Genomic DNA, 23,439 nt, shown 5'->3' on the forward strand with positions numbered 1-23,439 from the left:
TCAGGCACAGGTATATACTTTGGCAAAATTTGCCAAGAGTGGGCGAAGCTATGAGTACCATGAATATTTCGCTACCCGATGCCCTGAAGGCTTATGTCGATGAGCAGGTCATTCAGCGCGGTTACAGCACCAGTAGTGAGTACGTTCGTGAGCTGATTCGCTCGGACCAGGCAAGGCAACAGTTGCGTGGACTGCTGCTGGAAGGTGCCAGATCGGAATCTGGTACTGCCGTTGACGCTGCTTACTTTGAGTCTTTGCGTGCCAAAGTGCGTGAGGGCCGACCGGGATGACCAAGGCTGTCATTCCGAGGATCTTGGCCAACAAGGATATAGAAGAGATTATCGACTATTACCTGGCCGAGCAGGCTGAACAGGCCGCGCTTGGCTTTATTGATGCGTTGGAAAAGGCTTACGCTTGCCTCAGTAGTCATCCAGCGTCGGGTATATCCCGTTATGCCCATGAGTTGAGCATTCCTGGCCTGTCGTGCTGGCCGTTGAGACGTTATCCCTACCTGGTCTTTTATATGGAGCGCGAAGATCATATTGATGTATGGCGCGTTTTACATGGCCGGTATGATATCCCTGAACGGGTGATGGAGCGCTTTTGCGGGCCAGATTTCCAGTTGTCTTGAAAGGCCAAGAACTACTATCCCGGTCTGGAGACGTAGCCTCTATCGGGTTGACTGAACATCAGACCTTTCTGACAACGCGCGTCCCTGTAAGCCACATCGTTGGCTTGCCGGGTGCCAGAGCTCACCCGCTAACCGCTGGTTAGACTGGCCGCTTCCTATGGCAATGATGGCAGTGGCGGACTATGAGCGGGCAGATGAGCGGGTTACCAAGCTGGCGCGAAAAGCCCCTTCCTTCAGGTGGGGGATGAAAGCGCCACCGCGAAGCGGTCATAGGGGTTAACATCCATAAAACCGCCCCATCCTGTGTTTCATGACTGAAATGAAAGCGACCAAAACCCTCAAGATTCGAGTGCGAGACAAGCACGCAGCGCAGCTGCGTGAAGCTTCTCGTGCTGTGAATTTTGTGTGGAACTACGTAAACGAGTTGAGCCGTCGCTCGATTCGTGAGCGTGGTCGTTTTCTGTCGGCGTTCGACATTCACAAGTACACCAACGGGGCCGGCAAAGACCTGGGACTGCACAGCCAATCGGTGCAGGCTATTGCCGACGAATATGTCACACGGCGCAAGCAGTTCAAAAAGCGCCAGCTCCGCTGGCGCTGCTCGGGCGGCGCTCGGCGCAGTCTGGGTTGGCTGCCCTTCAAGGTCGGCGCTGCTGTCTGGAAAAACGGCCAGGTCGTCTTCAACAAACAGCCCTTCAAGGTCTGGGACAGCTACGGCCTGGCGGGCTTTAAATTCAGATCCGGTAGCTTCAACGAGGACAGCCGAGGACGCTGGTATTTCAACGTCGTGGTCGAGGTCGACCGCCAGTTATCGCCAGGCCAGGATGCAGTGGGGATCGACCTCGGACTGAAAACCACGGCCACCTGCAGCGACGGTGATCGCCTTGAAAGCGGTAGGTTCTACCGGGATCTGGAAAGAGCCCTGGGCACGGCCCAGCGGGCCGGCAAGAAGGCCCGTGTGCGGGCGATTCACGCCAAGATTGCGAACCGCCGCAAGGATGCCCTGCATAAGTTCAGCAACGCGCTGGTAGCGCGTTGTGGCGTCATTGTGGTGGGCGATGTGAACTCACTGAAACTCGCGAAAACCAGGATGGCCAAGTCGGTGCTGGACGCCGGCTGGGGTCAATTGAAAACCATGCTGGAATACAAATGCGATCACGCAGGCACGGTTTTCAAGGTTGTTAGCGAGAGAAACACCACCCAAACCTGTTCGAGCTGCAAGCAATTGCCGGACTCGAGGCCGAGAGGTATCGCAGGGCTTGGAATAAGGGAATGGACTTGTTGTGGGTGTGGTGCCACCCACGACCGCGACGTCAACGCCGCCAAGAACATTCTCGCGCTCGGGCATGAGCGTCCAATTGTGGGAATCCCCGCCCTTTAGGGCGGGGAGGATGTCAACTGAGGGCTACAGCGACTGGCTGGCCCAGCTCAAGGGCAGCAGAACCGTCTGGTTGCCGAATACCAGTTGCTGCGCGACCTGCCGGAAAACCTGGGGCGCCATTTGCCGAGCATTGCCGAGCTTGAGGCGGGGCTGGCCGGAGCAGCCAATCAGTAGCAATCAACTCAAGGCGAGCAGTGGCATGAATGTACTCTCGCCTTGTCGATCCTCATTGGCGGTTTATCAGAACTCCAGTTGCGCAGAGAAGGCGAGGGTACGCGGGTCGCCCAGATAGCTGGTGTTGAGCCAGTACTTCTTGTCGGTCAGGTTGCTCAGGTTGGCTCGCAGGGTCAGCGTGTTATCGCCCAGCGGCAGGCGGTAACGGGCACCGGCATCGAAGGTGGTGAAGGACGGCAGGGTGTAGTTGTTGGCTTCGTCGGCATACTGCTTGCCGGTATAGAAGGCGCCGCCGGTCACAGCAAAGCCTGGCACGGAGGCAATGTCATATTCGGCGTAGATCTTGGCCAACTGTTTGGCGACGTTGATCGGCGAGTTGCCATTGTTCGCCGCCGTCGCGCCCTTTTTCACTTCTGCATCGAGCAGGGTAAAGCCGCTGACAATCGTCAGTTGCGGGCTGAGCTTGCCGGTTACTCCGAATTCCAGGCCATTGTTTTCCTGCAGGCCATCCTGCACGAAAAGGCGTGCCGCGTTCCGGTAAGCGTTGGGCTTTTCAATGTTGAACAGCGCCAGCGTCACCAGCGTGTCACCGAAGCTGGCCTTGGCTCCGACCTCGAACTGTTCGCTGATCTGCGGCGCCAGTGCGGTGCCGGCATTGAGTGCGTTGGACGGTGCGATGCCGCCACTTTGCAGGCCTTCGATGTAGGTGGCATAAGTTGTCAGCCAGGGCGCTGGCTTGTAGATCAGCGATACGCTCGGTGAGGTCAGGCTCTTGTCATATTCGGTTTTGGTGGGGTTCGCGGAGGTGGCGAAGTTGTTGGTGTAGGTGTTGATCTGCGTGTGGGTGGCGCCAAGGATGGTCGACCACTGTTCGTTGAAAGTGATGATGTCGCCGATCAACAGGTTGTGGGTGTCGCTGGTGCTGGAGGTGTGCTGGCTGCCGTGGCCGATGTAGTAACCAGGCTTGCTGACCTGCGGTAACTCATTGAGCGATATGGCCGGGCCGGTCACCGAGCGCTGTTGCTGGGGCGGGGTATGATCGGTGTACATCAGCGTGCGTGCGCTATTGCCCTGATAGCCCAGCGTCAGCTTGTGATCGAGCGGGCCGGTGGCGAACTGCGAGTCGAGGAACAGATAGCCTGAGTACTCCTGGGTTTCCAGGGGCGCAAAGGCATACAGTGGCTGGGTGTACATGCCGGGTGCATCGACTTGCGGGCCGGTGTAGGTGTACTCCTGAGTGTACTGCTGCGCAGCCACGGCGGCCCGCACGCTGAAGGTGTCATTCAGGCGCCATTTGGCCCGCACGCCCAGTTTGTCGGTTTCGTTGTCAGTGAACGCCCACTTCTGGCTATACAGCTTGTCGGTGTCCAGTGACGTTGCGCCGGGGCGGTAGGCTTCGTTGGCGAAATACCAATAGCTAGTCAGGCCGCGGGTCTGGCTTTTCTTGTGCGAGGCGTCGAGCTGCACCAGCAGGTCGTCGCTGACATTCCAGTCCAGTGCCAGACTGACCATCTGCCGGCGACGCTTCTGCAGGTCAATTGCGGTTTCGCCATCCTGGGTCAGCACGTTGAGGCGGTAGGCAAACTTGCCCTCAGTGTCGAGCGGGCCGCCGAAGTCGCCGTGCAGGTAGTAATTCTCGCCACCTGCGTTGCCGAGCGTGACGCTGTTGTAACGCTCATAGGTCGGCCGCTTGAGCACATAGTTGGCCAGCCCGCCGGGCGATGCGGGGCCATACAGGAAGCCGGTAAGCCCCGTTACCACTTCCAGTTGCTCGGTGTCTTCGATGAAATTGCCGACATCGGCCAGGGTGCTGAAGCGCAGACCGTCGTTGGCGATGTTCAGGCTCGAAGAGCCGCCGAAACCACGAATGGTAATGGCACTGGCGTAGCCTGCTGACTTGGGCGAGTACAGCTGGGCGAAGGGATTGCGTTTGAACACATCGTCTGTCGAGGTGGCCTGCAGGTTCTTGAGCAGTGCCTGGGACGTCACGCTCATGGAGTAGGGCGTGTCCTGCAGCTTCATGCCGCCCAGCGCACCGACAGTGCTGACGTTTTCGCTCACATAACCTGCGGCTTGCGAGCCATCGGCAGAGAAGCGGTTGCCGGTGATAGCCACATCCGGCAGCGTCACTGAGCCTGCATCGGCACTGATTCTGACCAGCCCATACACCCGGTCTCCCAAGCGCACCGCGCCAAGACCAGAACCCGCCAGCAGCGCAGCCAGGCCTTGCTCAGTGTTGTAGTCGCCTTGCAATCCGGGGGAGCTCAACCCTTGGGCCAGTGCCGGAGCGAACTGCACGGAGATTTTCGCCTGCGAACTGAAGGCGGTCAGCGCCTGGCTCAGGCTGGCGGCCTGGATGTTGTAGTGAGCAACGGCCTCGTCTGCCTGCGCGCGCATTGGCTGGCCAGCCAGGGCAAGTGTCAGCAATGACACAGCAAGCGTGTTGCGCAGGGCTGCTCGCGGAGTACTGGAGTGGGTCATGGAGCAAAATGTCCTTGGGGTAATGACAGAGTTACTGACAAGGACGTGCGGCGCGAAAAAACGGGCCAAAAACAATCATGCTTTGCTGACGCTCACCCAATAACGGGTTCGGTAGTTCACGGCGACCGGGAGCGTGGTCGGCAGTGCGGCAAGAATGGCGTCGATATTGTCGAGCTGAAAGCCGCCACTGATACGCAAGTCCGCCACGCTATCGTCACAGTACAGCCGACCGGCACGATAACGGCTCAGCTCTTGAAGGAAGTCGCGCAGCGGCAAGTTCTCGGCCACCAGTTGGCCTTGTGTCCAGCGGGTAGCCAGTTCGCTGGCCGGGCTTACAGGGCCGAAGGCGCTGGCGCTGAAAGACACTTGCTCTCCTGCTTGCACCACCTGCGATGGCCCCTGCACCGGGCTGGCCTTGACCCGGCCTTGCAGCACTGCGAGCCGGGTGACGCCACTGAGCTGGTGGACACTGAACCGGGTACCCAGCGGTTCCATGACTCCCTCAGCGCAGGCCACGCGCAGGGGCCGCCCGGCAACGTCAATGCCGGTACTGATCAGGATCTCGCCGCGCACCAGGCGGATCAGCCGTTGCCCGGCATCGAAGTTTACGTCGATGGCACTGTCAGTATTCAGGTCGACCACACTGCCATCGGCAAGTGTCAGCTGTCGCCGCTCGCCTGTGGCCGTCCGGTAGTCGGCCATCCAGCCTTGCCCGCTGCCAAAGCGATAACCGAAGTAACTTGCCGGTGCAATGGCGGCAAACACCAACAGCGCCTTCAAAGCCTTGCGTCGTTCACGGTTGAGCGTGCCCATGGCAATGTCGGGTGGCAGGCCGCCGAGCTGTTGTTGCACATGCTGCACGCGTTGCCAGGCGCGTTCATGCTCAGGGTCACTGGTGCGCCAGCGCATACAGGCTTGCTGCTGCGCGGCACTGAGCGGCTGCTCGTGCATGAGCACCAGCCAGCGCGCGGCCTGGCGTGCGACATCTGGGCTGATCGGGGCTGATGCGGCCATTACAAGCCGATATCGCAGAGAATGCAGGCTTCGAAGGCACTGGCCATATGGCGTTTGACGGTGCGCTCACCAATGCCCAGCTGGCGGGCGATCTGCACGTAGGTCAGGCCGTCAATCTGCGCCAACAGAAATACCGCCCGTACCACCGGCTTCATACCATCGAGCAGTGCATCGAGCTGCAACAGCGTCTCGCGCATCTGCCATTGCTCCTGCGGCGACAGGGCAAAAGCCTCGGGCATCGCCGCGAGCATATCGAGATAAGCGCGCTCCAGTGACTGACGGCGGAAATAATCACAAACCAGCCGCCGACCCACCGTTGCCAGATAGGCGCGGGGACGATCCAGGGTCAGGTTTTCACCGGTTGTGTGCTGGGAGGTGAGAATACGCAGGAACGTATCCTGAGCAAGGTCGGCCGCCTGGCTGTTGCAGCCTAATCGGCGATAAAGCCAACCGGTCAGCCAGCTATGGTGCTGCGCATACAGAAGCCCTATACGATCCGCGCTCACGACCCGCCTCCCGAAAGAAGTCGCGATGATAATTGGTAATGATTCTTATATCAATGTGGGGCCGGGGTGGTGACGGCTTTTCAGCGGGCATTAAAAAGCCGGCTTGTGGCCGGCTTCTCGTTGGCGACTTTGGCTTATTTTTGGTAAACCGCAGCCGCCTGCAAAAGGTGCATTCGCGAGGAATGCGAGTCTGGAGTGCAACACGCTCGTGTGGAGTGTGCCGCCAGGCAACCGTGTGAGCCACCATTGCCGTAAGTGGCGCACAGGATACCGGGATTGAGCGCGGCTGCCCAGCCTTGAAATGCTTTGCAACATGCCTGGACGTAGCGATTCAGCTGGCGGCCGGAGGATTTTTTCGCTGGTTGAGGGTTGACCACCAGAACACCCAGCCCAGTACGCGGATGCCTTGCTGGTGAATCTGTTCGGCGTTGAATGATTCGTCCGGGTATTCGTGGTTGTTGTGGCTACGCAAGCGCAGGCCGCCGTTGGGCAGGCGGTACAGGTAGCGGATGCGTAGCAGGCCGCCGTGCTCCAGGGCGTACATCTCACCGTCGATGACCTGGGTGGTGTTGCGGTCGATGCCCAGTAGCGAGCCGTTGTGCAGACGGTCGGCCATGCTGTTGCCGTTCATGCTCAGGCACATGGCGTCTTTGGGGTGAATGTTCAGTTCATCCAGGGTATGGCGCGGCAGACGAATCTTGCGGCCAGCGACTTCACTCAGTACGTGCTGGCCGGCTTCGGCCTGTTGGAACACCTGTATTTCCACATCCGCCAGGCTGGCGGGTGCCGGGCCGGGCGTTGGCTCGCCGCCATCACCCTCGTTGGCAGGCTCTGTGGGGTGTTTGGGGCCTTCGCCGGTGCGCAGCCAGCGTGGCGAGACGCTGAGCAGTTCGGCCACTTCGTCCAGGCGTGCCATGGGAATGCCGCGTTTGAACCAGTTGTTCACGTGCTGCGGCGTGACCCGGCGGTTGGCGGCGAAGTCCGTGGCGGAGAGATGGCACTCGCGCAGAAGGGTACGTAGTCGATCACCTGATGTATTCATGGGCATTGAGTGTACGAGCGCAGCGAGCGCGTTTAAATGAACGAAGCGTTCAAATGCGCAGTGCGTCTTGTGGCGGGTGATGAGTGTACCTACGCAGGCTCTGAGCGCTTGTAGGGCATTTCTCAAGCCTGATATGGCTTGCTAAACCCGGCGGCAGAATGGAGTGCGATGGAGGGCGGGGTGTTCAGCGTTTAATCGGGGGGATGTGTAAACGTAATTTTTAAACATGCTCAAGCGCCTGAAACGCTTGGAGGGTTAGTGCCGAAGCGCCCGGGCAGGCGCTTCGCACAGGGTGCAGCGGTATCAGCCTTTGAAGGCGGCAACCGACTTGCTGATCTCGGCGCGGGCCGCGTCAGCGTTGCCCCAGCCTTCGATCTTGACCCACTTGCCTTTTTCGAGGTCTTTGTAGTTCTCGAAGAAGTGCTTGATCTGCTCCAGCAGCAGGGCTGGCAGGTCAGTGTATTCCTTCACGTCAACATACAGCTGGCTCAGCTTGTCGTGAGGCACTGCGATGACTTTGGCATCGCCGCCGCCGTCGTCGGTCATGTGCAGGATGCCAACGGGACGGGCGCGGATTACCGAACCTGGGGCGACCGGGTAAGGGGTCACGACCAGTACGTCCAGCGGGTCGCCGTCGTCAGCCAGGGTGTTAGGGATGAAACCGTAGTTGGCCGGGTAGAACATCGGGGTGGCCATGAAACGGTCAACGAACAGGGTGTCGGAGTCCTTGTCGATTTCGTATTTGATCGGCGCGTGGTTGGCCGGGATCTCGATCGCGACGTAGATGTCGTTTGGCACGTCTTTGCCAGCCGGAATCTTGCTGTAGCTCATTGGACTATGTCCCCGTGGTTTAACAGACAGTTATCGGGCACCTCTAAAAACTACCTGCGTTGCCATCGCTGCGTTGAAAACAGGCTCAAAATGCTCATTTACAACTCGTAAACTCCGCTTTCTCGCCTGTTTTCGCTTTGCGCTGACTGCCTCGCCTACGTTTTCAGAGGTACCTTATTGGCGCTAACCGCCAAAAAGTGGCCCGGATTATAGGCATATTCCCGAGGGCTTGCCACGCACCGGGCATCTATCCATTAGACGTAGAAGCACGCCCGGTTATTAGCCGGCCGGGTTCTCGACGGCCTCGTGAGCATCAACTTGCTGGTAGGCCGGGTCATCACGTTGCAGCTGTTGCAGGCGCGCCAGTGGGTCCTGGCGGTAGAACAGCTTCAGTTGTTCATACACCTCGGGATATGCCTCGTGCAGCAGGTCCGGACCGCTGAAAAAGTATTCGCTGGTGACGGCAAAGAACTCGGCCGGGTTTTCCGCTGCGTAGGGGTCGATGGCGGTTTCGCAGTCTGGATCGGCATCCAGTTGGCGGTTCATGTCGTCAAAGGCACCCTGCATGGCGCTGGCCCAGGCGCTGACGCGCATGTCACTGTGCAGTGGCGGCAGACCGTTGGCGTCGCCGTTGAGCATGTCGAGCTTGTGCGCCAGTTCGTGGATCACCAGGTTATAGGCTTCCCAGCCGCCGCTGGACGCAACGCCGGCCCAGGCGAAAATCACCGGGCCCTGATACCAGGCTTCGCCGCTGTGCTCACCGTCGTACTGGTGTTCCACGCCGCTGCTGTCGCGATAACGCTGCGGGCTGAGGAAGTCGTCGGGATAGATCACCAGTTCATGAAAACCCTGATACCAGTTCAGCTCGCCCAGATTGAGCAACGGCAATTGCGCCTGGGCGGCCAGCAGCAGGCGCTGTTCGTCGTCCAGGGTCACGCCGGGCAGGGTGGTGAGGTGTTTGTCTTGCAGGAACAGTACACAGGCGTCACGCAGCCAGGCGAGTTGCTCGTCGCCCAGCCCGTCAAGGATCGGCAGGCGCTCCAGCACCCGCTGCCAGAGCGCGTCTGGCACCGGGTTGCGCTTGAGGGTGCGTGCCCGGCGCCATTTGCCGAATGACCACATGGGCTCAGCGGGCGTCCGCCGAGCGGCTGAAGCGGGTGCGCAACAGGCCAATGATCATCGGCAGCAGCGACAGCAGGATGATGACCAGCACGCCCAGCGTCAGGTGTTTCTTGATGAACGGCACATTGCCGAAGTAATAGCCCAGAGTGACCAGGCTGCCGACCCAGATAATCGAACCCAGTACGCTGAAACCGAAGAAGCGCAGATAAGGCATGTGCGCCACGCCGGCGACGAACGGAGCAAAAGTGCGAAAGATCGGCAGGAAGCGCGCCATGGTCACGGTCTTGCCGCCATGCCGCTCATAGAACAGGTGGGTTTTGGCCAGATAGTCCTGACGGAAGATCTTCGAATTGGGGTTGGTGAACAGTTTTTCCCCCATGGTTCGGCCTATGACGTAGTTGGTGCTGTCGCCCATGATCGCCGCCAGCATCAGCAGACCGCCCAGTAGCACCGGGTCCATACCGCCGCCAGCGGCCACGGCGCCGGCGATGAACAGCAGCGAATCGCCGGGCAGGAACGGGAAAATCACCAGCCCTGTCTCGCAGAAAATCACCAGGAACAGAATCGCGTAGATCCAGGGACCATAGTTGGCCACCAGTAACTCAAGGTAAGCATCGAGGTGCAGAATAAGGTCTAACGGGTTGAAATCCATTGGAGTACCTGGTCAATCAGCGTGGTTTTACAGCCGATGTCTATAGCGCGGGCGACGACAGACGCGCGGCATTATAGAGCCAGAACTGCTGGATGGGGTGTGAGAGGGTGTGGCGACAGGTTACAGATTGATGCAGGCGCTCCGGCAGCGGGCCGGTCAGGCTGCGATCTGTTCGCAGCCCACCGCTGCTGTCAGCTGTCGCTGATGGGCAGAACGTAGTTCTTGAACTGGGTGTCTTCCTTGAAGCCGATCGACTCATAGACCCGATGGGCAACCTCGTTATCGATACTGGTCGAGACCCGCATACGCACGGCCTGAGTCTCCTTGGCCATCTTCTTGGCGTGTTTCATCAGATGGTCGGCGACCAACTGGCGGCGTGCATCTTCTGCGACATAGATGTCATTGAGGATCCACACGCGCTTGAGCGACAGGGAAGAAAAACTGGGGTAAAGCTGGCAGAAACCAAGAATCTTTCGTTCGTCGTCTTTGGCTACGGCAAGAAAGATGACTGACTCATCACGGCTCAGGCGTTTTTCAAGAAAGTCCCGGGAAGAGTCCGGGAAGGGCAGCTCGCCGTAAAATTCGCGATATTTCACGAACAGCGGCGTCAGCAGGTCCAGATGTTCCAGCGTGGCTTTGATGATCTGCATGGGTGGGCCTCAACTTCATGATGGGCTGTTGCGCAGGTGAGGGTTCGATGCTGCCGTCTCGCTTTAGAAAGTGCAATCTAAAGCGGTGGGAGGGCAGATCCCGTGTAGGAGCAGCTTCAGCTGCGAAGCCTTCTTGACTACGAAGCCTTCGCTGCTAAAGCGGATCGCCGCCCGGCAGCTCCTACGGCGGGTGCCTTAAGGATTCAGTGCTCAGAAGAACCCTAGCGGATTGATGTCATAACTGACCAGCAGGTTTTTGGTCTGCTGATAGTGGTCGAGCATCATCTTGTGGGTTTCCCGGCCTACACCGGACTTTTTATAACCGCCGAACGCGGCGTGCGCCGGGTAAAGGTGGTAGCAGTTGGTCCAGACCCGACCGGCCTTGATACCGCGGCCCATGCGCCAGGCACGGTTGATGTCGCGGGTCCAGACCCCGGCGCCGAGGCCGAATTCGGTGTCGTTGGCAATCGCCAGCGCTTCGGCTTCGTCCTTGAAGGTGGTGATGCTGACCACCGGGCCGAAGATCTCTTCCTGGAACACGCGCATTTTATTGGTGCCTTTGAGCAGGGTCGGCTGAATGTAATAGCCGCTGGCCAGATCGCCTTGCAGGGCTTCGACCTTGCCGCCGGTCAGCAGCTCGGCGCCTTCTTCCTGAGCGATGTCGAGGTAGGAGAGGATCTTGTCGAACTGCTGCTGCGAGGCCTGGGCGCCAACCATGGTCTCGGTGTCCAGCGGGTCGCCGCGCTTGATCTGCTTGATCTTCTTCAACACAGCGTCGATGAACTGCGGGTAGATCGACTCCTGAATCAGGGCGCGGGACGGGCAGGTGCAGACTTCGCCCTGGTTGAAGAACGCCAGCACCAGGCCTTCGGCGGCCTTCTCGATGAATTGCGGTTCGGCATTCATGATGTCTTCGAAGAAGATGTTCGGCGATTTGCCGCCCAGCTCCACGGTCGACGGGATGATGTTCTCGGCGGCCAGTTTCATGATGTGTGAGCCCACCGGGGTCGAACCGGTAAAGGCAATCTTGGCGATGCGCTTGCTGCTGGCCAGCGCTTCACCGGCTTCGCGGCCAAAGCCCTGGACGATGTTGAGTACGCCCGGCGGCAGCAAGTCGCCAATCAGCTCGACCAGCACCGTAATGCCCAGCGGGGTCTGTTCGGCGGGCTTGAGCACCACGGCATTACCGGCGGCCAGCGCCGGCGCGAGTTTCCAGGCAGCCATGAGGATCGGGAAATTCCACGGGATGATCTGTCCGACCACGCCCAGCGGCTCGTGGATGTGATAGGCCACGGTTCCGGCGTCGATCTCGGCAGCGCTGCCTTCCTGAGCGCGCAGCGCGCCGGCGAAGTAGCGGAAATGATCGGCAGCCAGCGGAATGTCGGCGTTGAGGGTTTCGCGGATGGCCTTGCCGTTGTCCCAGGTCTCGGTGAGGGCCAAGGTTTCCAGGTTGGCTTCGATCCGGTCGGCGATCTTCAGCAGCACCAGGGCGCGGGCCTGGGCGCTGGTCTTGCCCCAGGCTTCGCTGGCGGCATGGGCGGCGTCCAGGGCCTTGTCGACATCTTCGGCCGTGGAGCGGGGAAATTCGGCAATTGGCTGGCCATTGACCGGCGAAGTGGTGGTGAAGTACTGACCCTTGACCGGGGCGACGAACTCGCCGCCGATGTAGTTACCATAGCGCTCCTTGTAGCTGACGATGGCGCCTTCGGTACCGGGATGAGCGTAACGCATGGTGTTGCCTCTTGAGTGGAAGTTCTTTTTTGTGACTATCGTCTGAGCTTTTCATTCGTGCAGTCCACAAGCGTAGGCCATAAACCCCTGTTCTGTAGGCTGAACTTCAGACGTAGATCTGGTCGAACAGGCCAATAAACAGCGGGTGCGATTTCACGGCCTCTGGGCTACCCTGCGCGAAGGATTTTCGAGGTGGTCATGCATATTCATATTCTTGGTATCTGCGGTACGTTCATGGGCTCGCTGGCGGTTCTGGCCAAGGAGCTGGGGCATCGGGTGACCGGCTCCGACGCCAACGTCTATCCGCCGATGAGCACCCAGTTGCAGGCACAGGGCATCGAACTGACCCAAGGTTACGACCCGCAGCAGCTCGACCCGGCGCCGGATCTGGTGGTCATCGGCAATGCGCTGTCGCGGGGCAACCCGGCGGTGGAATACGTGCTCAATCGCGGCCTGCCGTACGTCTCAGGCCCGCAATGGCTGGCCGATCACGTGCTGCAGGGCCGCTGGGTACTGGCCGTGGCCGGCACCCATGGCAAGACCACCACCAGCAGCATGCTGGCCTGGGTGCTGGAACACGCTGGCATGGCGCCAGGCTTTTTGATCGGTGGCATCCCGCAGAATTTCACGGTTTCGGCGCGGCTCGGCGATACGCCGTTCTTCGTGGTCGAGGCCGACGAGTACGACAGCGCGTTCTTCGACAAGCGCTCCAAGTTCGTCCATTACCGCCCGCGCACCGCGATTCTCAATAACCTTGAGTTCGATCATGCGGACATCTTCCCGGACCTGGCCGCCATCGAGCGACAGTTCCACCATCTGGTCCGGATTATCCCCAGTGAAGGGCTGGTCATTCACCCGACCACCGAGACGGCTTTGCAGCGCGTGGTGCAGATGGGCTGCTGGACCCCGGTGCAGACCACTGGCGAGGGCGGTCAATGGCAGGCGCGTTTGCTCAGCGAAGACGGTTCGCGCTTTGAGGTGGTGTTCGAAGGCCAGGTACAAGGCGTGGTCGACTGGCCGCTGACCGGTCAGCACAACGTCGCCAACGCCCTTGCCACTCTGGCTGCCGCCCGCCACGTCGGGGTGGTGCCTGCTCTGGGTGTACAGGCGCTGAGCGCCTTCAAGAGTGTCAAACGGCGCATGGAAGTGGTGGCCGAGGTTCAGGGCATTACGATCTACGATGACTTCGCCCACCACCCGACTGCGATTGCCACCACCCTGGACGGTTTGCGCAAAAAGGTCGGTGATGCGCCGATCATCGCGGTCATTGAGCCACGCTCCAACTCCATGAAGCTCGGCGCGCACCGCGATGGTCTGCCAGACAGCGTGCAGCAGGCCGACCAGGTGGTCTGGTATGCGCCGCCGAATCTGGGCTGGGATCTGGGCACTACGGCGGCTGAATGCACGGTGCCGGCGGTGGTCTGCGATTCGCTCGAAGCGATCATTGCGCGGGTTAAAAGCCAGGCCCAGTCCGGAACCCATGTGGTGATCATGAGCAACGGCGGGTTCGGCGGCCTGCACGGCAAACTGGCCGAAGCGCTGCAACAGGAGCCGCTGCAATGAGCGGCCCGGAGCGCATCACCGTTGCGGTGACCGGCGCCTCCGGGGCGCAGTACGCGCTACGCCTGCTTGATTGCCTGGTGCGTGAAGACCGCGAGGTGCACTTTCTGATCTCCAAGGCCGCGCAACTGGTGATGGCCACCGAGACCGACGTGCGCCTGCCGCCAAAGCCGGCGATGATGCAAGCCTTCCTCACCGAGTACACCGGTGCCGAAGCCGGGCAGGTTCGGGTGTATGGCCGCGATGACTGGATGTCGCCGGTGGCCTCGGGGTCTGGCTCGCCCAGCGCGATGGTGGTGGTGCCGTGTTCAACCGGCACCCTGTCGGCGATTGCCACTGGCGCCTGCAATAACCTGATCGAGCGCGCCGCTGACGTAACCCTCAAAGAGCGCCGCCAGCTGATCCTGGTGCCTCGTGAAGCGCCGTATTCCAGCATTCATCTGGAAAACATGCTCAAGCTGTCGAACATGGGCGCGGTGATTCTGCCGGCTTCGCCGGGCTTCTATCACCAGCCGCAGACCATTGATGATCTGGTGGATTTTGTGGTGGCGCGGATTCTCAACCTGCTCAATATCCCGCAAGACATGTTGCCACGCTGGGGCGAGCATCATATGGGCAGTGATGAGTAAGCTGGCCTTGGTGGTGTTGCTGCTCGGTCTGAGCGGCTGCGCCACGGTCAATACCTTGAATGCCGCTCAGCCAGGCGCGCCGCTGGTGTATGCCGGCACCCGCCTGGACCTGTACGCGCTGCAGGGCGGCTGCTGTGCCCAAGAGCGTTTCGGCACTGAAGCACCGCGCTATCCGGCCCTGGACCTGCCGGCCAGCGCGCTGTTCGACACCCTGTTGCTGCCGCTGTCATTGCTGACCGCGTTGGGGGTAGGGTCCGAGGCCAGCGGCGGCTGGTAGCCGGCAGGGGGGAGGCGCACCGCAGCACTTGTCACATCTTGTCCAACCTTCCTGAGTGCAGATGCATACGATTCTCTTTTACCTCCCCTGAATCGTAGGAACGCCCATGCCTTCTCCATTCCGTCTGCGGCCTTCGGCTGTAATGATGCAATTCGCCCTGGCCACGCTGGTCAGCGGCCAAGTCTTCGCCCAAGAGCAGATTCAGGAAGCAGTCGAGACGGCCAGCGTGATTTCGCTGGAAGATGTAGTGGTCACGGCGGCGGGTTATGAGCAGACCGTGGAGCAGGCTCCGGCGTCGATCACCGTGATTACCGGCGACGAGCTGCGCAAGAAGTCCTTCCATGACCTGACCGACGCGCTGCGTGATGTGGAAGGCGTGACGGTCAACGGCAGCGCCAACGAGACCGATATTTCGATCCGTGGCATGCCTGCCGACTACACCCTGATTCTGGTCGATGGCAAGCGCCAGAGCGCCCGCGAGTCGCGGGTCAACGGCAACCGTGGGTATGAGCAGAGCTTCATCCCGCCGGCCGAGGCCATCGAGCGGATCGAAGTGGTGCGTGGCCCGATGTCGTCGCTGTATGGCTCGGACGCCATCGGCGGGGTGATCAACATCATTACCCGCAAGGTCACCCCTGAATGGACCGGCTCGCTCACCTACGATTACTCGGCACGCCAGCACAGCGACCAGGGCAATGCCCGGCAGACTCAGTTCTTCCTCAGCGGCCCGATCATGGACAAGTTGCTGGGCTTGCAGGTCTGGGGGCGTTATCTGGACCGTCAGGCTGACGATGACGTCGAAATCACCAACGGTTTCAGCAAGGCCGACCACAAGGACCTGACCGCGCGCCTGGCGATCACTCCGAATGCCGACCACGATATCCTGCTTGAGGCCGGTGCCACTCGTTTGAAGAACGGTGACGGCCTGAGTGCCAACTGGTCGACCCGCGAGCAGGAAAACAACCGTGATCACTGGTCGATCTCGCATCAGGGCCGTTGGGGCTGGGCGACTTCGGACGTGTCGCTGGCCTATGAGAAATCCAGCCGCGAAGGGCTGGCCAGCGCCAGCCAGAGCGACGTGCTGGGCCGCAAGCCGACCGTGGAAAACACCGTATTCGACGCCAAGCTGGTGATCCCTACCGAGCACAACATCACCACGGTCGGCACCCAGTGGAACGACAGCACCGTCACCGACTGGAACCAGGGCCTGAACGACCGCCGCAACTACGAGTATTCGGTGGTGCAAAAAGCGCTGTTCGCTGAAAACGAATGGTCGGTCACCGATGCCTTCACCCTGACCACCGGCCTGCGCATGGACCACCACGAGCAGTATGGCGTGCACTTCAGCCCGCGGGTCTACGGGGTGTGGAATGCCACCGATGAATGGACCTTCAAAGGCGGTGTGTCGCGGGGCTTCAAGGCGCCTGAGCTGCGTGCGGTGATTCAGGACTACGCTGTATTGCGCCGTAACACCTGGGCGATGCTCGGCAACCCGGACCTGAAACCCGAAACCAGCACCAACTATGAGCTGTCGGCGCTGTGGTCGAACCGCGACAACCTGTCGGCCGGCGCCACGGTGTTCTACAACGACTTCCAAGACAAGCTCTCGACGGTCACCACCACCGAGCGCTGGAACGGCTACCTGATCATGGAGCGCGTCAACGTCGACAAGGCGGTGATTCAGGGGCTGGAACTGAACGGCCGCTGGGATGTGACTGACAGCGTGGCGCTCAAGGCCAACTTCACCTACACCGACTCCGAGCAGAAGAGCGGTGCCAACGCCGGGGCACCACTGGCGCTGACCCCGGAGCGCAAGGCCAACGTGCGCGCCGACTGGCAGCTCAACGACCGGCTGAGCGTGTATGCGGCTGTGAACTACTACGGCAAGGAATACGGCACCACCCTGACCGAAGAAGCGGCGCCGGCCTACACCACCGGCGATATCGGCGGCTCGTTCGAGTTCAGCAAGAACCTGAGCTTCAACGCGGCCTTGCAGAACGTCGCTGACAAACGCCTGGATGACGAAACCTACGGCACCGTCAACTATGGCCGGACCTTGTGGGCGAGCACTACTGTGCGGTTCTGATTGATGGATCGCCCGGCAAACCCCGGGCTTCTGTCTGTAGGAGCAGCTTTAGCTGCGAAGGCATTCTTCGCCCTTCGCTGCTGAAGCAGCTCCTACGGAATGCAGGCCTCTGGCAGCCGCACCACCGCGCACAACCCGGCGGGCGGGCGATTCTCCAGGATCAACTCGCCGCCATGGGCCTGGATGCAGGCGCGGGCAATCGCCAGCCCCAGGCCCAACCCGCCGCCCTGGCTATGGTCTGAGTTTCTCTGACCAAGCTGCACGAACGGCTCGAACACCTGGCTCAGCCAGGCCTGTTCGATGCCCGGCCCGTGATCCAGCACTTGCACGATGATCTCGCCGCCGGCTGTCCAGGCACTGAGATGCGCATCGCCGGCATGGCGCAAGGCATTGTCGATCAGGTTGGTCAGCGCGCGTTTGAGCGCCAGCGGCCGACAATGGCAGACAATCTCCGCGCCGCGCTGCCAGCCGATGGCCTGCCCCATGCTGGCGTAGCGGCGGGCCAGATCGTCAAGCAGATCGCTCAATGACATCCGCACCGTGTCTTCCTGCACCGCATCGCCGCGCACGAAGTTCAGGGTTTCGCGGACCATGGCCTGCAACTCATCGAGACTTTCCAGCATGTCGTCGCGGGCAGGGTCGTCGTCGAGCAGTTCAATTTGCAGGCGCAATTCGGTGATCGGCGTATTGAGGTCATGACTGATCGCCGCCAGCATTCGGGTGCGGCCTTCTACATGTCGGGCGATACGTTCTTGCATGACATTAAAGGCGTGGGTCAGGTCACGGGCTTCCTGCGGACCCTGCAAGGGCAGTGGCGCGATCCATTCGCCGCGGCTGACCCGTTCGGTGGCCTGGGCCAGGTTATTGACCGGTTGCACCACCCGGCGCATGAAGAAGAACACGATCAGTAGCACCGGCAGGGTGGTGACCGGCAGGCTGTAGCTAAGAATGCGGGTCCATTCGTAACTGCCCGTGGGGTGCTGTATGGCATTGAGGTAGCCGCCGTTGGGCAGGTCGATGCTGGTACGCAGCCGTAAAGGCGCCCAGCCGGCGCCGCTGAACACCCATTCGCGGGCATTGGCGCCGCTGGTGCGTTCCAGTTGCATGCCGATCCGCACGCTGTCGGGCAGCGGCATGCGCTGGCGCAGGTCGGCGATCAGCCGCTGTTCTTCGGGGCGCATGTCGTGGGTATCGGCCACCGCTTTACTGGCGACCCAGAAATGCGCTTCATGGGTTTGCATGGCCGCCAGCAAGTGCGAGGCGTCTTCGGGCGTCAGGCCCTCGGCCGCATGATAGGCGGTGATCAGCCGTTCCAGCGCCAGGGTGCGCGACAGCGGGTGCAGCAACGCGCCGGTGCGTTGCAGGTAGAGCATGGCAATTGCATTGCAGGCCAGCAGCGCCAGCAGCAGCTGCAGGCCCAGTTGATGGGCCATCCGCCGTGGCCACAAACGCCGCAGCCATTTCATGTGCAGTGCGTCGTGACGCTGGCGGCCAGCAGGTAACCGTCGCCCCAGATGGTGCGCAGCAATTCAGGAACGGCAGGGTTATCGTTTAGTTTGCGGCGCAGGCGGCTGATCTGTCGGTCAATGGCGCGATCAAACACTTCGTGGTTCGGGCGGGTGGTCAGGTCGATCAGCCGCTGGCGGCTCAGCACCTGATTGGGGTGGGCGAGAAACACGCCGAGCAGACGGCTCTCTACTGTACTCAGGCGTACCGCCGTGCCATCGGCGCGCAACAGCGTGCCAGTGCTGGCGGTAAAGCTCATGCCGGCAAACTCGTGCCGCTGGGTGTCATGACCGGCAGGTGCAGCACTGGGTATGGCCGCAGTGCTGCCGCGACGGCGCAACAGGCTGTTGATTCGTGCGACCAGCTCGCGCGGCTCGAACGGCTTGGTCACATAATCATCGGCACCGATGTCCAGGCCGCGAATCCGGTCGGCGCTGGTGTCGCGGGCGGTCAACAGAATCACCGGGATGTTATCGCGCCGATGCAGCCGCTGGCACAGCTCGAAACCATCGCCATCGGGCAGCATCACGTCCAGCACGACGACATCGAACGACTGCTGCTGGAGCAACTGCCACATGCCCGCAGCGTCCTCGGCAGTACGTACCTCAAACTGATGACGACGCAGATACACCGCCAGAGGGTCGCGGATCTTGCGATGGTCATCGACGACCAGAATGCGGGGCGCGGGCCGGGTGAGGGGGACAGCAGTGTTCATCGAGAGACCTGGGGCAGCTACGGAAAGTAGATTTGGTGATGATTCTCATTAGCGAGACGCATTCTACCCAATCGCCCGACCTTTGCCGCCCCTGTGGCAATTTTTCGCACCCTGCTGCCAGCGTCAACAGCCTGTCAGAACCGGTAGCGGGTCGACAGCATCACATTGCGCGGTTCACCGTAGTAACCGCTATAGAACGTGGTGTCCAGGGCGCTGAGGTACTTCTTGTCGAACAGGTTGTTGATGTTCAGGGTTGCCGAGAGCTGGTCGGTGATCTGGTAGCGCCCCATCAGGTTGAACACCGCATAGGCGTCCTGGGTGGCCTTGACCGTCCTGCCCAGATCCGATGGCGTGGCGGTGAAGTGAATGCCGCTCTGCCAGTTGACCCCGCCGCCCAGTGTCAGGCGATTCAGTTCGCCCGGCAGGCGATAAGTGCTGAACAGCCTGAACATGTTGGCCGGAGCCACCGTGTTGATCCGCTCGCCGTCGGCGTTCTTGGTAATGCTGTGGTTGTAACTGGCGTTGAGGTTCCAGTCAGGGGTCAGGTCGCCGCTGGCTTCCATTTCGAAGCCACGGGTCCTGGCACCTTTTACGGCCCGATACGCTGCGCTGGTGGTACCGGGGATCACCTGACCGGGGTCGACTTCGGCCAGGTTGTCCTGGCGGATTTCGAAGGCGGCAATGCTGGTATTCAGCCGTCCGTCGAGCAGTTCGCTCTTGAAACCGATCTCGTAGTTGTCGCCCTCGCGTGGCTTGAGCGTGGCGCCGCTGCTGTCGCGTACGCTCTGCGGTTTGAAGATGTTGGTGTAGCTGGCGTACACCGAGTGCTCGTCGTTCAGGTCATAGACCACCCCGGCATAGGGCGTGACCACGCCGGACTCCTTGTAGGTGGTGGTGCTGTTGCGCGCCGGGGTCAGCATGTAGCTCAGGTCATAGGTGTAGTCGTAGTCACTGGCGCGGGCACCGAGGATGACCGATAGCTGTTCGGTCGGGTGCAAGCGGGCTGCCAGGTAGGTGCCACGCTGATAGATGGTGGTGTCACCGTCGTACAACTGACCCAGGTGGGTGACCGGCCGTGAGGTGTAGTTGTTCCAGGTGTAGACATTGACCGCCGTGCCTTCGATGGCAGTGCCGCGCAGCGGGTCGTGGCGGTTGTCGAATTTCGAGTAGTTGTAGCCGACGATCAGGTCGTGACTGCGGCCCAACAGCTCGAAGGGGCCCTGGGCCTGGATGTCGACACTGGTCTGCTTCTGCCAGGTGCTCCCTGCGCCGCCATACAGGCGCACGCCAGCCCCGCTGACAGGGTCGGGGAAGCCCCAGCTGGCGGTGGCCAGGCTGTACTCGCGGTCGATGTACATCTGGTTGAGACTGGCCTTTAGCGTCCAGTCACCGGCCAGTTTGTGTTCCAGGGTCAGAAAACTGTTGAGGATGTTCTGCCGGTTGCTGCTCCAGCGGCTGGCGCTGTTGGTGTCGCGGGAAAAGTCAGCCTGCGTGCCGTTGCTGTAGAACAGCGGAAAGGCCACCGATGACGAGCCCTCGGGTTTGTTTTTCTGGTAATCCATGCCGGCGGTGAGCAGGGTGCTGTCGCTCAGGTCCGCTTCAAACACCCCGTAGAACACCTGCTTTTCCTGATGGTAGTGGTCCATGTAGCTGTCGTTCTGCTGGTAGGCGACCACGCTGCGGCCACGCAGATTGCCGGTGGGGGTCAGCGGCCCGGACACATCGACTTCGCTGCGGTATTTGTTCCACGAGCCCACCCCGGCGGACAGATGCCCCTGGAACTGTGCGGTGGGGCGCTTGCGTACCAGGTTGATGGTCGCCGAGGGATCACCGGCCCCGGTCAGCAGCCCCGTGGCGCCGCGCAGCACTTCGACGCGGTCGTAGATGGCCATGTCGGCCAGACTTTGGGCCGACACCTGGCTGACGATATCCAGCGTGGTCGGCAGGCCGTCGAACTGAAAGTTATCCACCGAATAACCGCGTGAATAGATATTGAACCGCTCGCTGCCCAGGCTCTGCACCGACAGCCCCGGGCTTTGCTCCAGCACCTTGGTGATGTCGTTGAGGCCTTGGTCATCCATGCGTTGGCGGGTCATCACGCTGACCGATTGTGGTGTTTCACGCAGCGACAGGTTCATGCGCGTAGCGCTGCGGCTGTTGCCGACGGTGTAGGTACCGCTGCTGTCGGTGTCCTGTGCCAGGGTGTGGCTGGAGATGGTGGTGGCGTCAAGGTTCAGCGCTGCGTTGTTCTCTACGGCCGGTAGCAACTGGAAACGCCCGGTTTCGCGGCGCACCACCTGCAGGCCGGTGCCGGTCAGCATTTGCTGCAAGGCTTGCTCGGCGCTGAGCAGGCCTTTGACCGCGTGGCTCTGACGGCCACGGGTCAGGCTGGCATCGGCTGCCAGGTACAGGCCGGTCTGTGCGGCCAGCACATTGAGCTGGGTGGCCAGCGGTCCTGCCGGAATGTCGAAGCCCTGCACCGGACTCTGCTCGCTGGCCAGTGCCGCTGGCAGTGGTGCCAGCAGGCAGCTGGCGCCCAGGCTCATGGCCAATAGCAGCGGGGTCGGGAGGAAGGAATGGCGAGGCATGGCGGCTCCTTGGCACAGCGCAGAATGTCGGATGGCAGAAGGTTGTTATCACCTTGTTATCTGGTAATCCGAACCTGCGATGAAAACCGGAACTGCGACGGGACAATTTTTTCAGGCAGCGGCTTGCACTCAGCGCGGCTCTACCGTCACCCACCAGTCGAAACGCTTGACCACTTGCACCGGCAGCGCTTCCTGCAACTGCGCCAGCGCCTGGTCGGTGTTGCGCAGCGAGAAACTGCCCATCACCCGCAATTGGCTGACCTCGGGGGCAACGCCCAGATGCCCGTGACGCCAGGGCGCCAGTTCGGCGATGAACTGCTGCAGCGTCATGTCCTCGGCCAGCAGCAGCCCCTTGCTCCAGGCTTCGCGCTGCGCCAGTGCGCTGCCTGGTGTACCCAAGGTGTCGGCGTCGAAGCTCAGGCTCTGCCCGGCCGCCGCCACGGCGTGCTGCCCATGGTTGGCGCAGCGCACCTGCACCGCGCCGGCAAAGACATTGAGCAGGGTCTGCCCGCCCTGTTGGCGCACACTGAAGCGCGTGCCCAGCGGTATCAGCACGCCGGCGCGGGTCTGCACCTGGAACGGCCGCGGATCGCTGCCGGTGTCGATCAGCACCTCACCGGCATACAGGCGCAAGCGGCGCTGCCGGCCATCGAATTCGACATCCAGCGCGGTCCCGGCGTTGAGCCATATCTGGCTGCCATCGGCCAATCGCTCGTGGCGCAACTCGTTGCTGCTGCGATAGCGTGCGCCGACCAGCGGCAGACGCTGGTGCCAATCCTGCTGCCAGCCAAGCCCGCCGAGCAGCACGATACCGCCCACTACGCTGAGCTGGCCGAGCACCTGGCGTCGCCCGTGCTTGCTGCGGCGCTGGTCGAGCAGTGTCTGATGAGCGGCCGGCCCTTGGGCCCCCAGGCTGGCGAACGACTGGCTGACTCTTTCGATGTAGTGCCAGGCCTGACGATGCTGCTCACTGGCGTGCAGCCAGTCGCGCCACGCGGCCTGCAATTGCGCATCGTCACTGGCGCCTTGCAGGCGCGCGAACCAGTCGGCAGCCTGTTGCAGAGTGGCGTGCTCCAGCCTGGCGTCGCTCACCTCAGTGCTCCGTCGAGTTCGGCCTGCAACAGCGCGCACTGGAACATCGCCTGGGCCATGTACTTGGTGACCATGCGCTCGCTGACCCCCAGCCGCTCGCCGATTTCCCGATAGCCCAGGCCTTCGAGCAACGACAGGCCGAACGCCTCGGCGACCTTGTCTGGCAGGCGTTGCAGCATCGTCTGTAGTTGCAGCAGTGTCTCTATGACGATGGCCTGGTGTTCTTCAGACGGCGCGCGCAGGTCCGGGCGCTGTTGCAACGCTTCGAGCCATGCCTGCTCCAGCTGTCGGCGGCGCCAGAAGTCGATGCACAAATGCCGTGACACCCGGCTCAGGTAAGCGCGGGCGTGCTGGTCGCTGTCGAAACTGCGTGGCTGCGCCAGCAGGCGCACGAACACGTCGTGGGTCAGTTCGGCGGCGTCGCTGGCATTGCCCAGGCGGCGGGTGATCCACTGCTTGATCCAGTCATGGTTTTGCAGATACAGGTTGGCCACTTGTGCGCTGTGGGCGTTATCGGAAGGTGAGGTCATGGCAGGGGAGAGGACGCCGGAAAAATACGCAAATGATAATTGTTTTCTAAATTAGCGTACGTGGCAGCAGTCAGGCAACCGGCCATCCCGATCAGCCGTTGTCGTCAATCGCAGGGGCGTGCAAAGGACACTGCTGCCCGGCCCGTTCGACAAGCGCCGCCCGCAGCATCTGCATCTGCGCAATGCGCTCATCCAGCACGGCGATCTTTTCCTGGAACAACTGCGCCAGCTGCTCACCGGA

Annotated in this window: 22 protein-coding genes; 7 read left to right on the plus strand and 15 right to left on the minus strand. The window is 61.3% G+C overall.

Annotated features, from left to right (window positions below; genetic code table 11):
- Positions 1–50: 50 nt before the first annotated feature.
- The 3 genes from PSCI_RS12655 (at position 51) to PSCI_RS12665 (ending at position 2,012) form a co-directional block, all read left to right on the plus strand.
- Positions 51–290, plus strand: a complete 240-nt coding sequence (locus PSCI_RS12655; protein WP_045494206.1) for a ribbon-helix-helix domain-containing protein — start codon at positions 51–53, stop codon at positions 288–290.
- Positions 287–631, plus strand: a complete 345-nt coding sequence (locus tag PSCI_RS12660; protein ID WP_045487171.1) for a type II toxin-antitoxin system RelE/ParE family toxin — start codon at positions 287–289, stop codon at positions 629–631. Before PSCI_RS12655 ends, PSCI_RS12660 begins: the two co-directional genes overlap by 4 nt.
- A gap of 319 nt (positions 632–950) precedes the next feature.
- The gene (locus tag PSCI_RS12665; RefSeq protein WP_045487173.1) at positions 951–2,012 is read left to right on the plus strand and encodes an RNA-guided endonuclease InsQ/TnpB family protein; all 1,062 of its coding nucleotides are present in this window, start codon (positions 951–953) and stop codon (positions 2,010–2,012) included.
- A gap of 240 nt (positions 2,013–2,252) precedes the next feature.
- Here PSCI_RS12665 and PSCI_RS12670 read toward each other — a convergent pair whose 3' ends face one another.
- From PSCI_RS12670 to exaC, 9 genes are all read right to left on the minus strand, one after another.
- Complete coding sequence (locus PSCI_RS12670) at positions 2,253–4,667, minus strand: TonB-dependent receptor (protein WP_045487175.1); 2,415 nt, start codon at positions 4,665–4,667, stop codon at positions 2,253–2,255.
- A 75-nt stretch (positions 4,668–4,742) separates the two neighbouring features.
- Complete coding sequence (locus PSCI_RS12675) at positions 4,743–5,681, minus strand: FecR domain-containing protein (RefSeq protein WP_045487178.1); 939 nt, start codon at positions 5,679–5,681, stop codon at positions 4,743–4,745.
- Entirely contained in the window at positions 5,681–6,187 is a 507-nt protein-coding gene (locus tag PSCI_RS12680) for a sigma-70 family RNA polymerase sigma factor (RefSeq protein ID WP_045487180.1), read from the minus strand. The genes PSCI_RS12675 and PSCI_RS12680 overlap by 1 nt, the downstream gene beginning before the upstream one ends.
- A 331-nt stretch (positions 6,188–6,518) precedes the next feature.
- Complete coding sequence (locus PSCI_RS12685; RefSeq protein WP_045487183.1) at positions 6,519–7,229, minus strand: LexA family transcriptional regulator; 711 nt, start codon at positions 7,227–7,229, stop codon at positions 6,519–6,521.
- Between the two features lie 303 nt (positions 7,230–7,532).
- Entirely contained in the window at positions 7,533–8,060 is a 528-nt protein-coding gene (gene ppa, locus PSCI_RS12690) for an inorganic diphosphatase (RefSeq protein WP_045487186.1), read from the minus strand.
- Between the two features lie 279 nt (positions 8,061–8,339).
- Positions 8,340–9,182, minus strand: coding sequence for a zinc-dependent peptidase (locus PSCI_RS12695; protein WP_045487189.1), 843 nt, complete (start codon positions 9,180–9,182; stop codon positions 8,340–8,342).
- A 4-nt stretch (positions 9,183–9,186) separates the two neighbouring features.
- Positions 9,187–9,834: a DedA family protein gene (locus tag PSCI_RS12700; protein WP_045487192.1), complete on the minus strand. Its 648-nt coding sequence runs from the start codon at positions 9,832–9,834 to the stop codon at positions 9,187–9,189.
- A gap of 191 nt (positions 9,835–10,025) precedes the next feature.
- Positions 10,026–10,484, minus strand: a complete 459-nt coding sequence (locus PSCI_RS12705) for a GNAT family N-acetyltransferase (RefSeq protein WP_045487195.1) — start codon at positions 10,482–10,484, stop codon at positions 10,026–10,028.
- Positions 10,485–10,694: 210 nt separating this feature from the next.
- Positions 10,695–12,215: an acetaldehyde dehydrogenase ExaC gene (exaC, locus tag PSCI_RS12710; protein WP_045487198.1), complete on the minus strand. Its 1,521-nt coding sequence runs from the start codon at positions 12,213–12,215 to the stop codon at positions 10,695–10,697.
- 198 nt (positions 12,216–12,413) lie between these two features.
- On the opposite strand from exaC, the gene mpl reads away from it, so the two are divergent.
- From mpl to PSCI_RS12730, 4 genes are all read left to right on the plus strand, one after another.
- A complete protein-coding gene (gene mpl / locus PSCI_RS12715; RefSeq protein WP_045494209.1) occupies positions 12,414–13,778 on the plus strand; it encodes a UDP-N-acetylmuramate:L-alanyl-gamma-D-glutamyl-meso-diaminopimelate ligase in 1,365 nt (454 codons plus the stop codon).
- Complete coding sequence (gene ubiX, locus PSCI_RS12720) at positions 13,775–14,404, plus strand: flavin prenyltransferase UbiX (RefSeq protein ID WP_045487201.1); 630 nt, start codon at positions 13,775–13,777, stop codon at positions 14,402–14,404. Before mpl ends, ubiX begins: the two co-directional genes overlap by 4 nt.
- On the plus strand, positions 14,397–14,681 hold the full coding sequence (locus PSCI_RS12725; RefSeq protein ID WP_045487204.1) for a YceK/YidQ family lipoprotein: 285 nt from the start codon (positions 14,397–14,399) through the stop codon (positions 14,679–14,681). The genes ubiX and PSCI_RS12725 overlap by 8 nt, the downstream gene beginning before the upstream one ends.
- A 106-nt stretch (positions 14,682–14,787) precedes the next feature.
- Positions 14,788–16,767 carry a TonB-dependent receptor domain-containing protein gene (locus PSCI_RS12730; RefSeq protein ID WP_045487207.1) on the plus strand — a complete coding sequence of 660 codons (1,980 nt, stop codon included), beginning with the start codon at positions 14,788–14,790 and terminating at the stop codon, positions 16,765–16,767.
- A 92-nt stretch (positions 16,768–16,859) separates the two neighbouring features.
- On the opposite strand, the gene PSCI_RS12735 is transcribed toward PSCI_RS12730, so the two are convergent.
- From PSCI_RS12735 to PSCI_RS29970, 6 genes are all read right to left on the minus strand, one after another.
- Positions 16,860–18,200, minus strand: a complete 1,341-nt coding sequence (locus PSCI_RS12735; protein WP_045487210.1) for an ATP-binding protein — start codon at positions 18,198–18,200, stop codon at positions 16,860–16,862.
- A 29-nt stretch (positions 18,201–18,229) separates the two neighbouring features.
- Entirely contained in the window at positions 18,230–18,988 is a 759-nt protein-coding gene (locus PSCI_RS12740; protein ID WP_045487213.1) for a response regulator, read from the minus strand.
- 134 nt (positions 18,989–19,122) lie between these two features.
- Positions 19,123–21,576, minus strand: coding sequence for a TonB-dependent siderophore receptor (locus tag PSCI_RS12745; protein ID WP_052483391.1), 2,454 nt, complete (start codon positions 21,574–21,576; stop codon positions 19,123–19,125).
- A gap of 129 nt (positions 21,577–21,705) precedes the next feature.
- Positions 21,706–22,668 carry a FecR domain-containing protein gene (locus PSCI_RS12750; RefSeq protein WP_052483392.1) on the minus strand — a complete coding sequence of 321 codons (963 nt, stop codon included), beginning with the start codon at positions 22,666–22,668 and terminating at the stop codon, positions 21,706–21,708.
- A complete protein-coding gene (locus PSCI_RS12755; RefSeq protein ID WP_045487216.1) occupies positions 22,665–23,198 on the minus strand; it encodes a sigma-70 family RNA polymerase sigma factor in 534 nt (177 codons plus the stop codon). Before PSCI_RS12755 ends, PSCI_RS12750 begins: the two co-directional genes overlap by 4 nt.
- 91 nt (positions 23,199–23,289) lie before the next feature.
- Positions 23,290–23,418 (minus strand): hypothetical protein, encoded by a 129-nt coding sequence (locus PSCI_RS29970; RefSeq protein WP_269451206.1) that lies wholly within the window; start codon positions 23,416–23,418, stop codon positions 23,290–23,292.
- Positions 23,419–23,439 lie beyond the last annotated feature (21 nt).

Source organism: Pseudomonas sp. StFLB209 (assembly GCF_000829415.1).
Classification (GTDB): domain Bacteria; phylum Pseudomonadota; class Gammaproteobacteria; order Pseudomonadales; family Pseudomonadaceae; genus Aquipseudomonas.

What these genes read in the sequence shown, in the direction of transcription:
- PSCI_RS12655 (WP_045494206.1), top strand. Translation starts at nt 51, where the DNA reads ATGAGTACCATGAATATTTCGCTACCCGATGCCCTGAAGGCTTATGTC.
- PSCI_RS12660 (WP_045487171.1), top strand. Translation starts at nt 287, where the DNA reads ATGACCAAGGCTGTCATTCCGAGGATCTTGGCCAACAAGGATATAGAA.
- PSCI_RS12665 (WP_045487173.1), top strand. Translation starts at nt 951, where the DNA reads ATGAAAGCGACCAAAACCCTCAAGATTCGAGTGCGAGACAAGCACGCA.
- PSCI_RS12670 (WP_045487175.1), bottom strand. Translation starts at nt 4,667, where the DNA reads ATGACCCACTCCAGTACTCCGCGAGCAGCCCTGCGCAACACGCTTGCT.
- PSCI_RS12675 (WP_045487178.1), bottom strand. Translation starts at nt 5,681, where the DNA reads ATGGCCGCATCAGCCCCGATCAGCCCAGATGTCGCACGCCAGGCCGCG.
- PSCI_RS12685 (WP_045487183.1), bottom strand. Translation starts at nt 7,229, where the DNA reads ATGAATACATCAGGTGATCGACTACGTACCCTTCTGCGCGAGTGCCAT.
- ppa (WP_045487186.1), bottom strand. Translation starts at nt 8,060, where the DNA reads ATGAGCTACAGCAAGATTCCGGCTGGCAAAGACGTGCCAAACGACATC.
- PSCI_RS12695 (WP_045487189.1), bottom strand. Translation starts at nt 9,182, where the DNA reads ATGTGGTCATTCGGCAAATGGCGCCGGGCACGCACCCTCAAGCGCAAC.
- PSCI_RS12700 (WP_045487192.1), bottom strand. Translation starts at nt 9,834, where the DNA reads ATGGATTTCAACCCGTTAGACCTTATTCTGCACCTCGATGCTTACCTT.
- PSCI_RS12705 (WP_045487195.1), bottom strand. Translation starts at nt 10,484, where the DNA reads ATGCAGATCATCAAAGCCACGCTGGAACATCTGGACCTGCTGACGCCG.
- exaC (WP_045487198.1), bottom strand. Translation starts at nt 12,215, where the DNA reads ATGCGTTACGCTCATCCCGGTACCGAAGGCGCCATCGTCAGCTACAAG.
- mpl (WP_045494209.1), top strand. Translation starts at nt 12,414, where the DNA reads ATGCATATTCATATTCTTGGTATCTGCGGTACGTTCATGGGCTCGCTG.
- ubiX (WP_045487201.1), top strand. Translation starts at nt 13,775, where the DNA reads ATGAGCGGCCCGGAGCGCATCACCGTTGCGGTGACCGGCGCCTCCGGG.
- PSCI_RS12725 (WP_045487204.1), top strand. Translation starts at nt 14,397, where the DNA reads ATGAGTAAGCTGGCCTTGGTGGTGTTGCTGCTCGGTCTGAGCGGCTGC.
- PSCI_RS12730 (WP_045487207.1), top strand. Translation starts at nt 14,788, where the DNA reads ATGCCTTCTCCATTCCGTCTGCGGCCTTCGGCTGTAATGATGCAATTC.
- PSCI_RS12735 (WP_045487210.1), bottom strand. Translation starts at nt 18,200, where the DNA reads ATGGCCCATCAACTGGGCCTGCAGCTGCTGCTGGCGCTGCTGGCCTGC.
- PSCI_RS12740 (WP_045487213.1), bottom strand. Translation starts at nt 18,988, where the DNA reads ATGAACACTGCTGTCCCCCTCACCCGGCCCGCGCCCCGCATTCTGGTC.
- PSCI_RS12745 (WP_052483391.1), bottom strand. Translation starts at nt 21,576, where the DNA reads ATGCCTCGCCATTCCTTCCTCCCGACCCCGCTGCTATTGGCCATGAGC.
- PSCI_RS12755 (WP_045487216.1), bottom strand. Translation starts at nt 23,198, where the DNA reads ATGACCTCACCTTCCGATAACGCCCACAGCGCACAAGTGGCCAACCTG.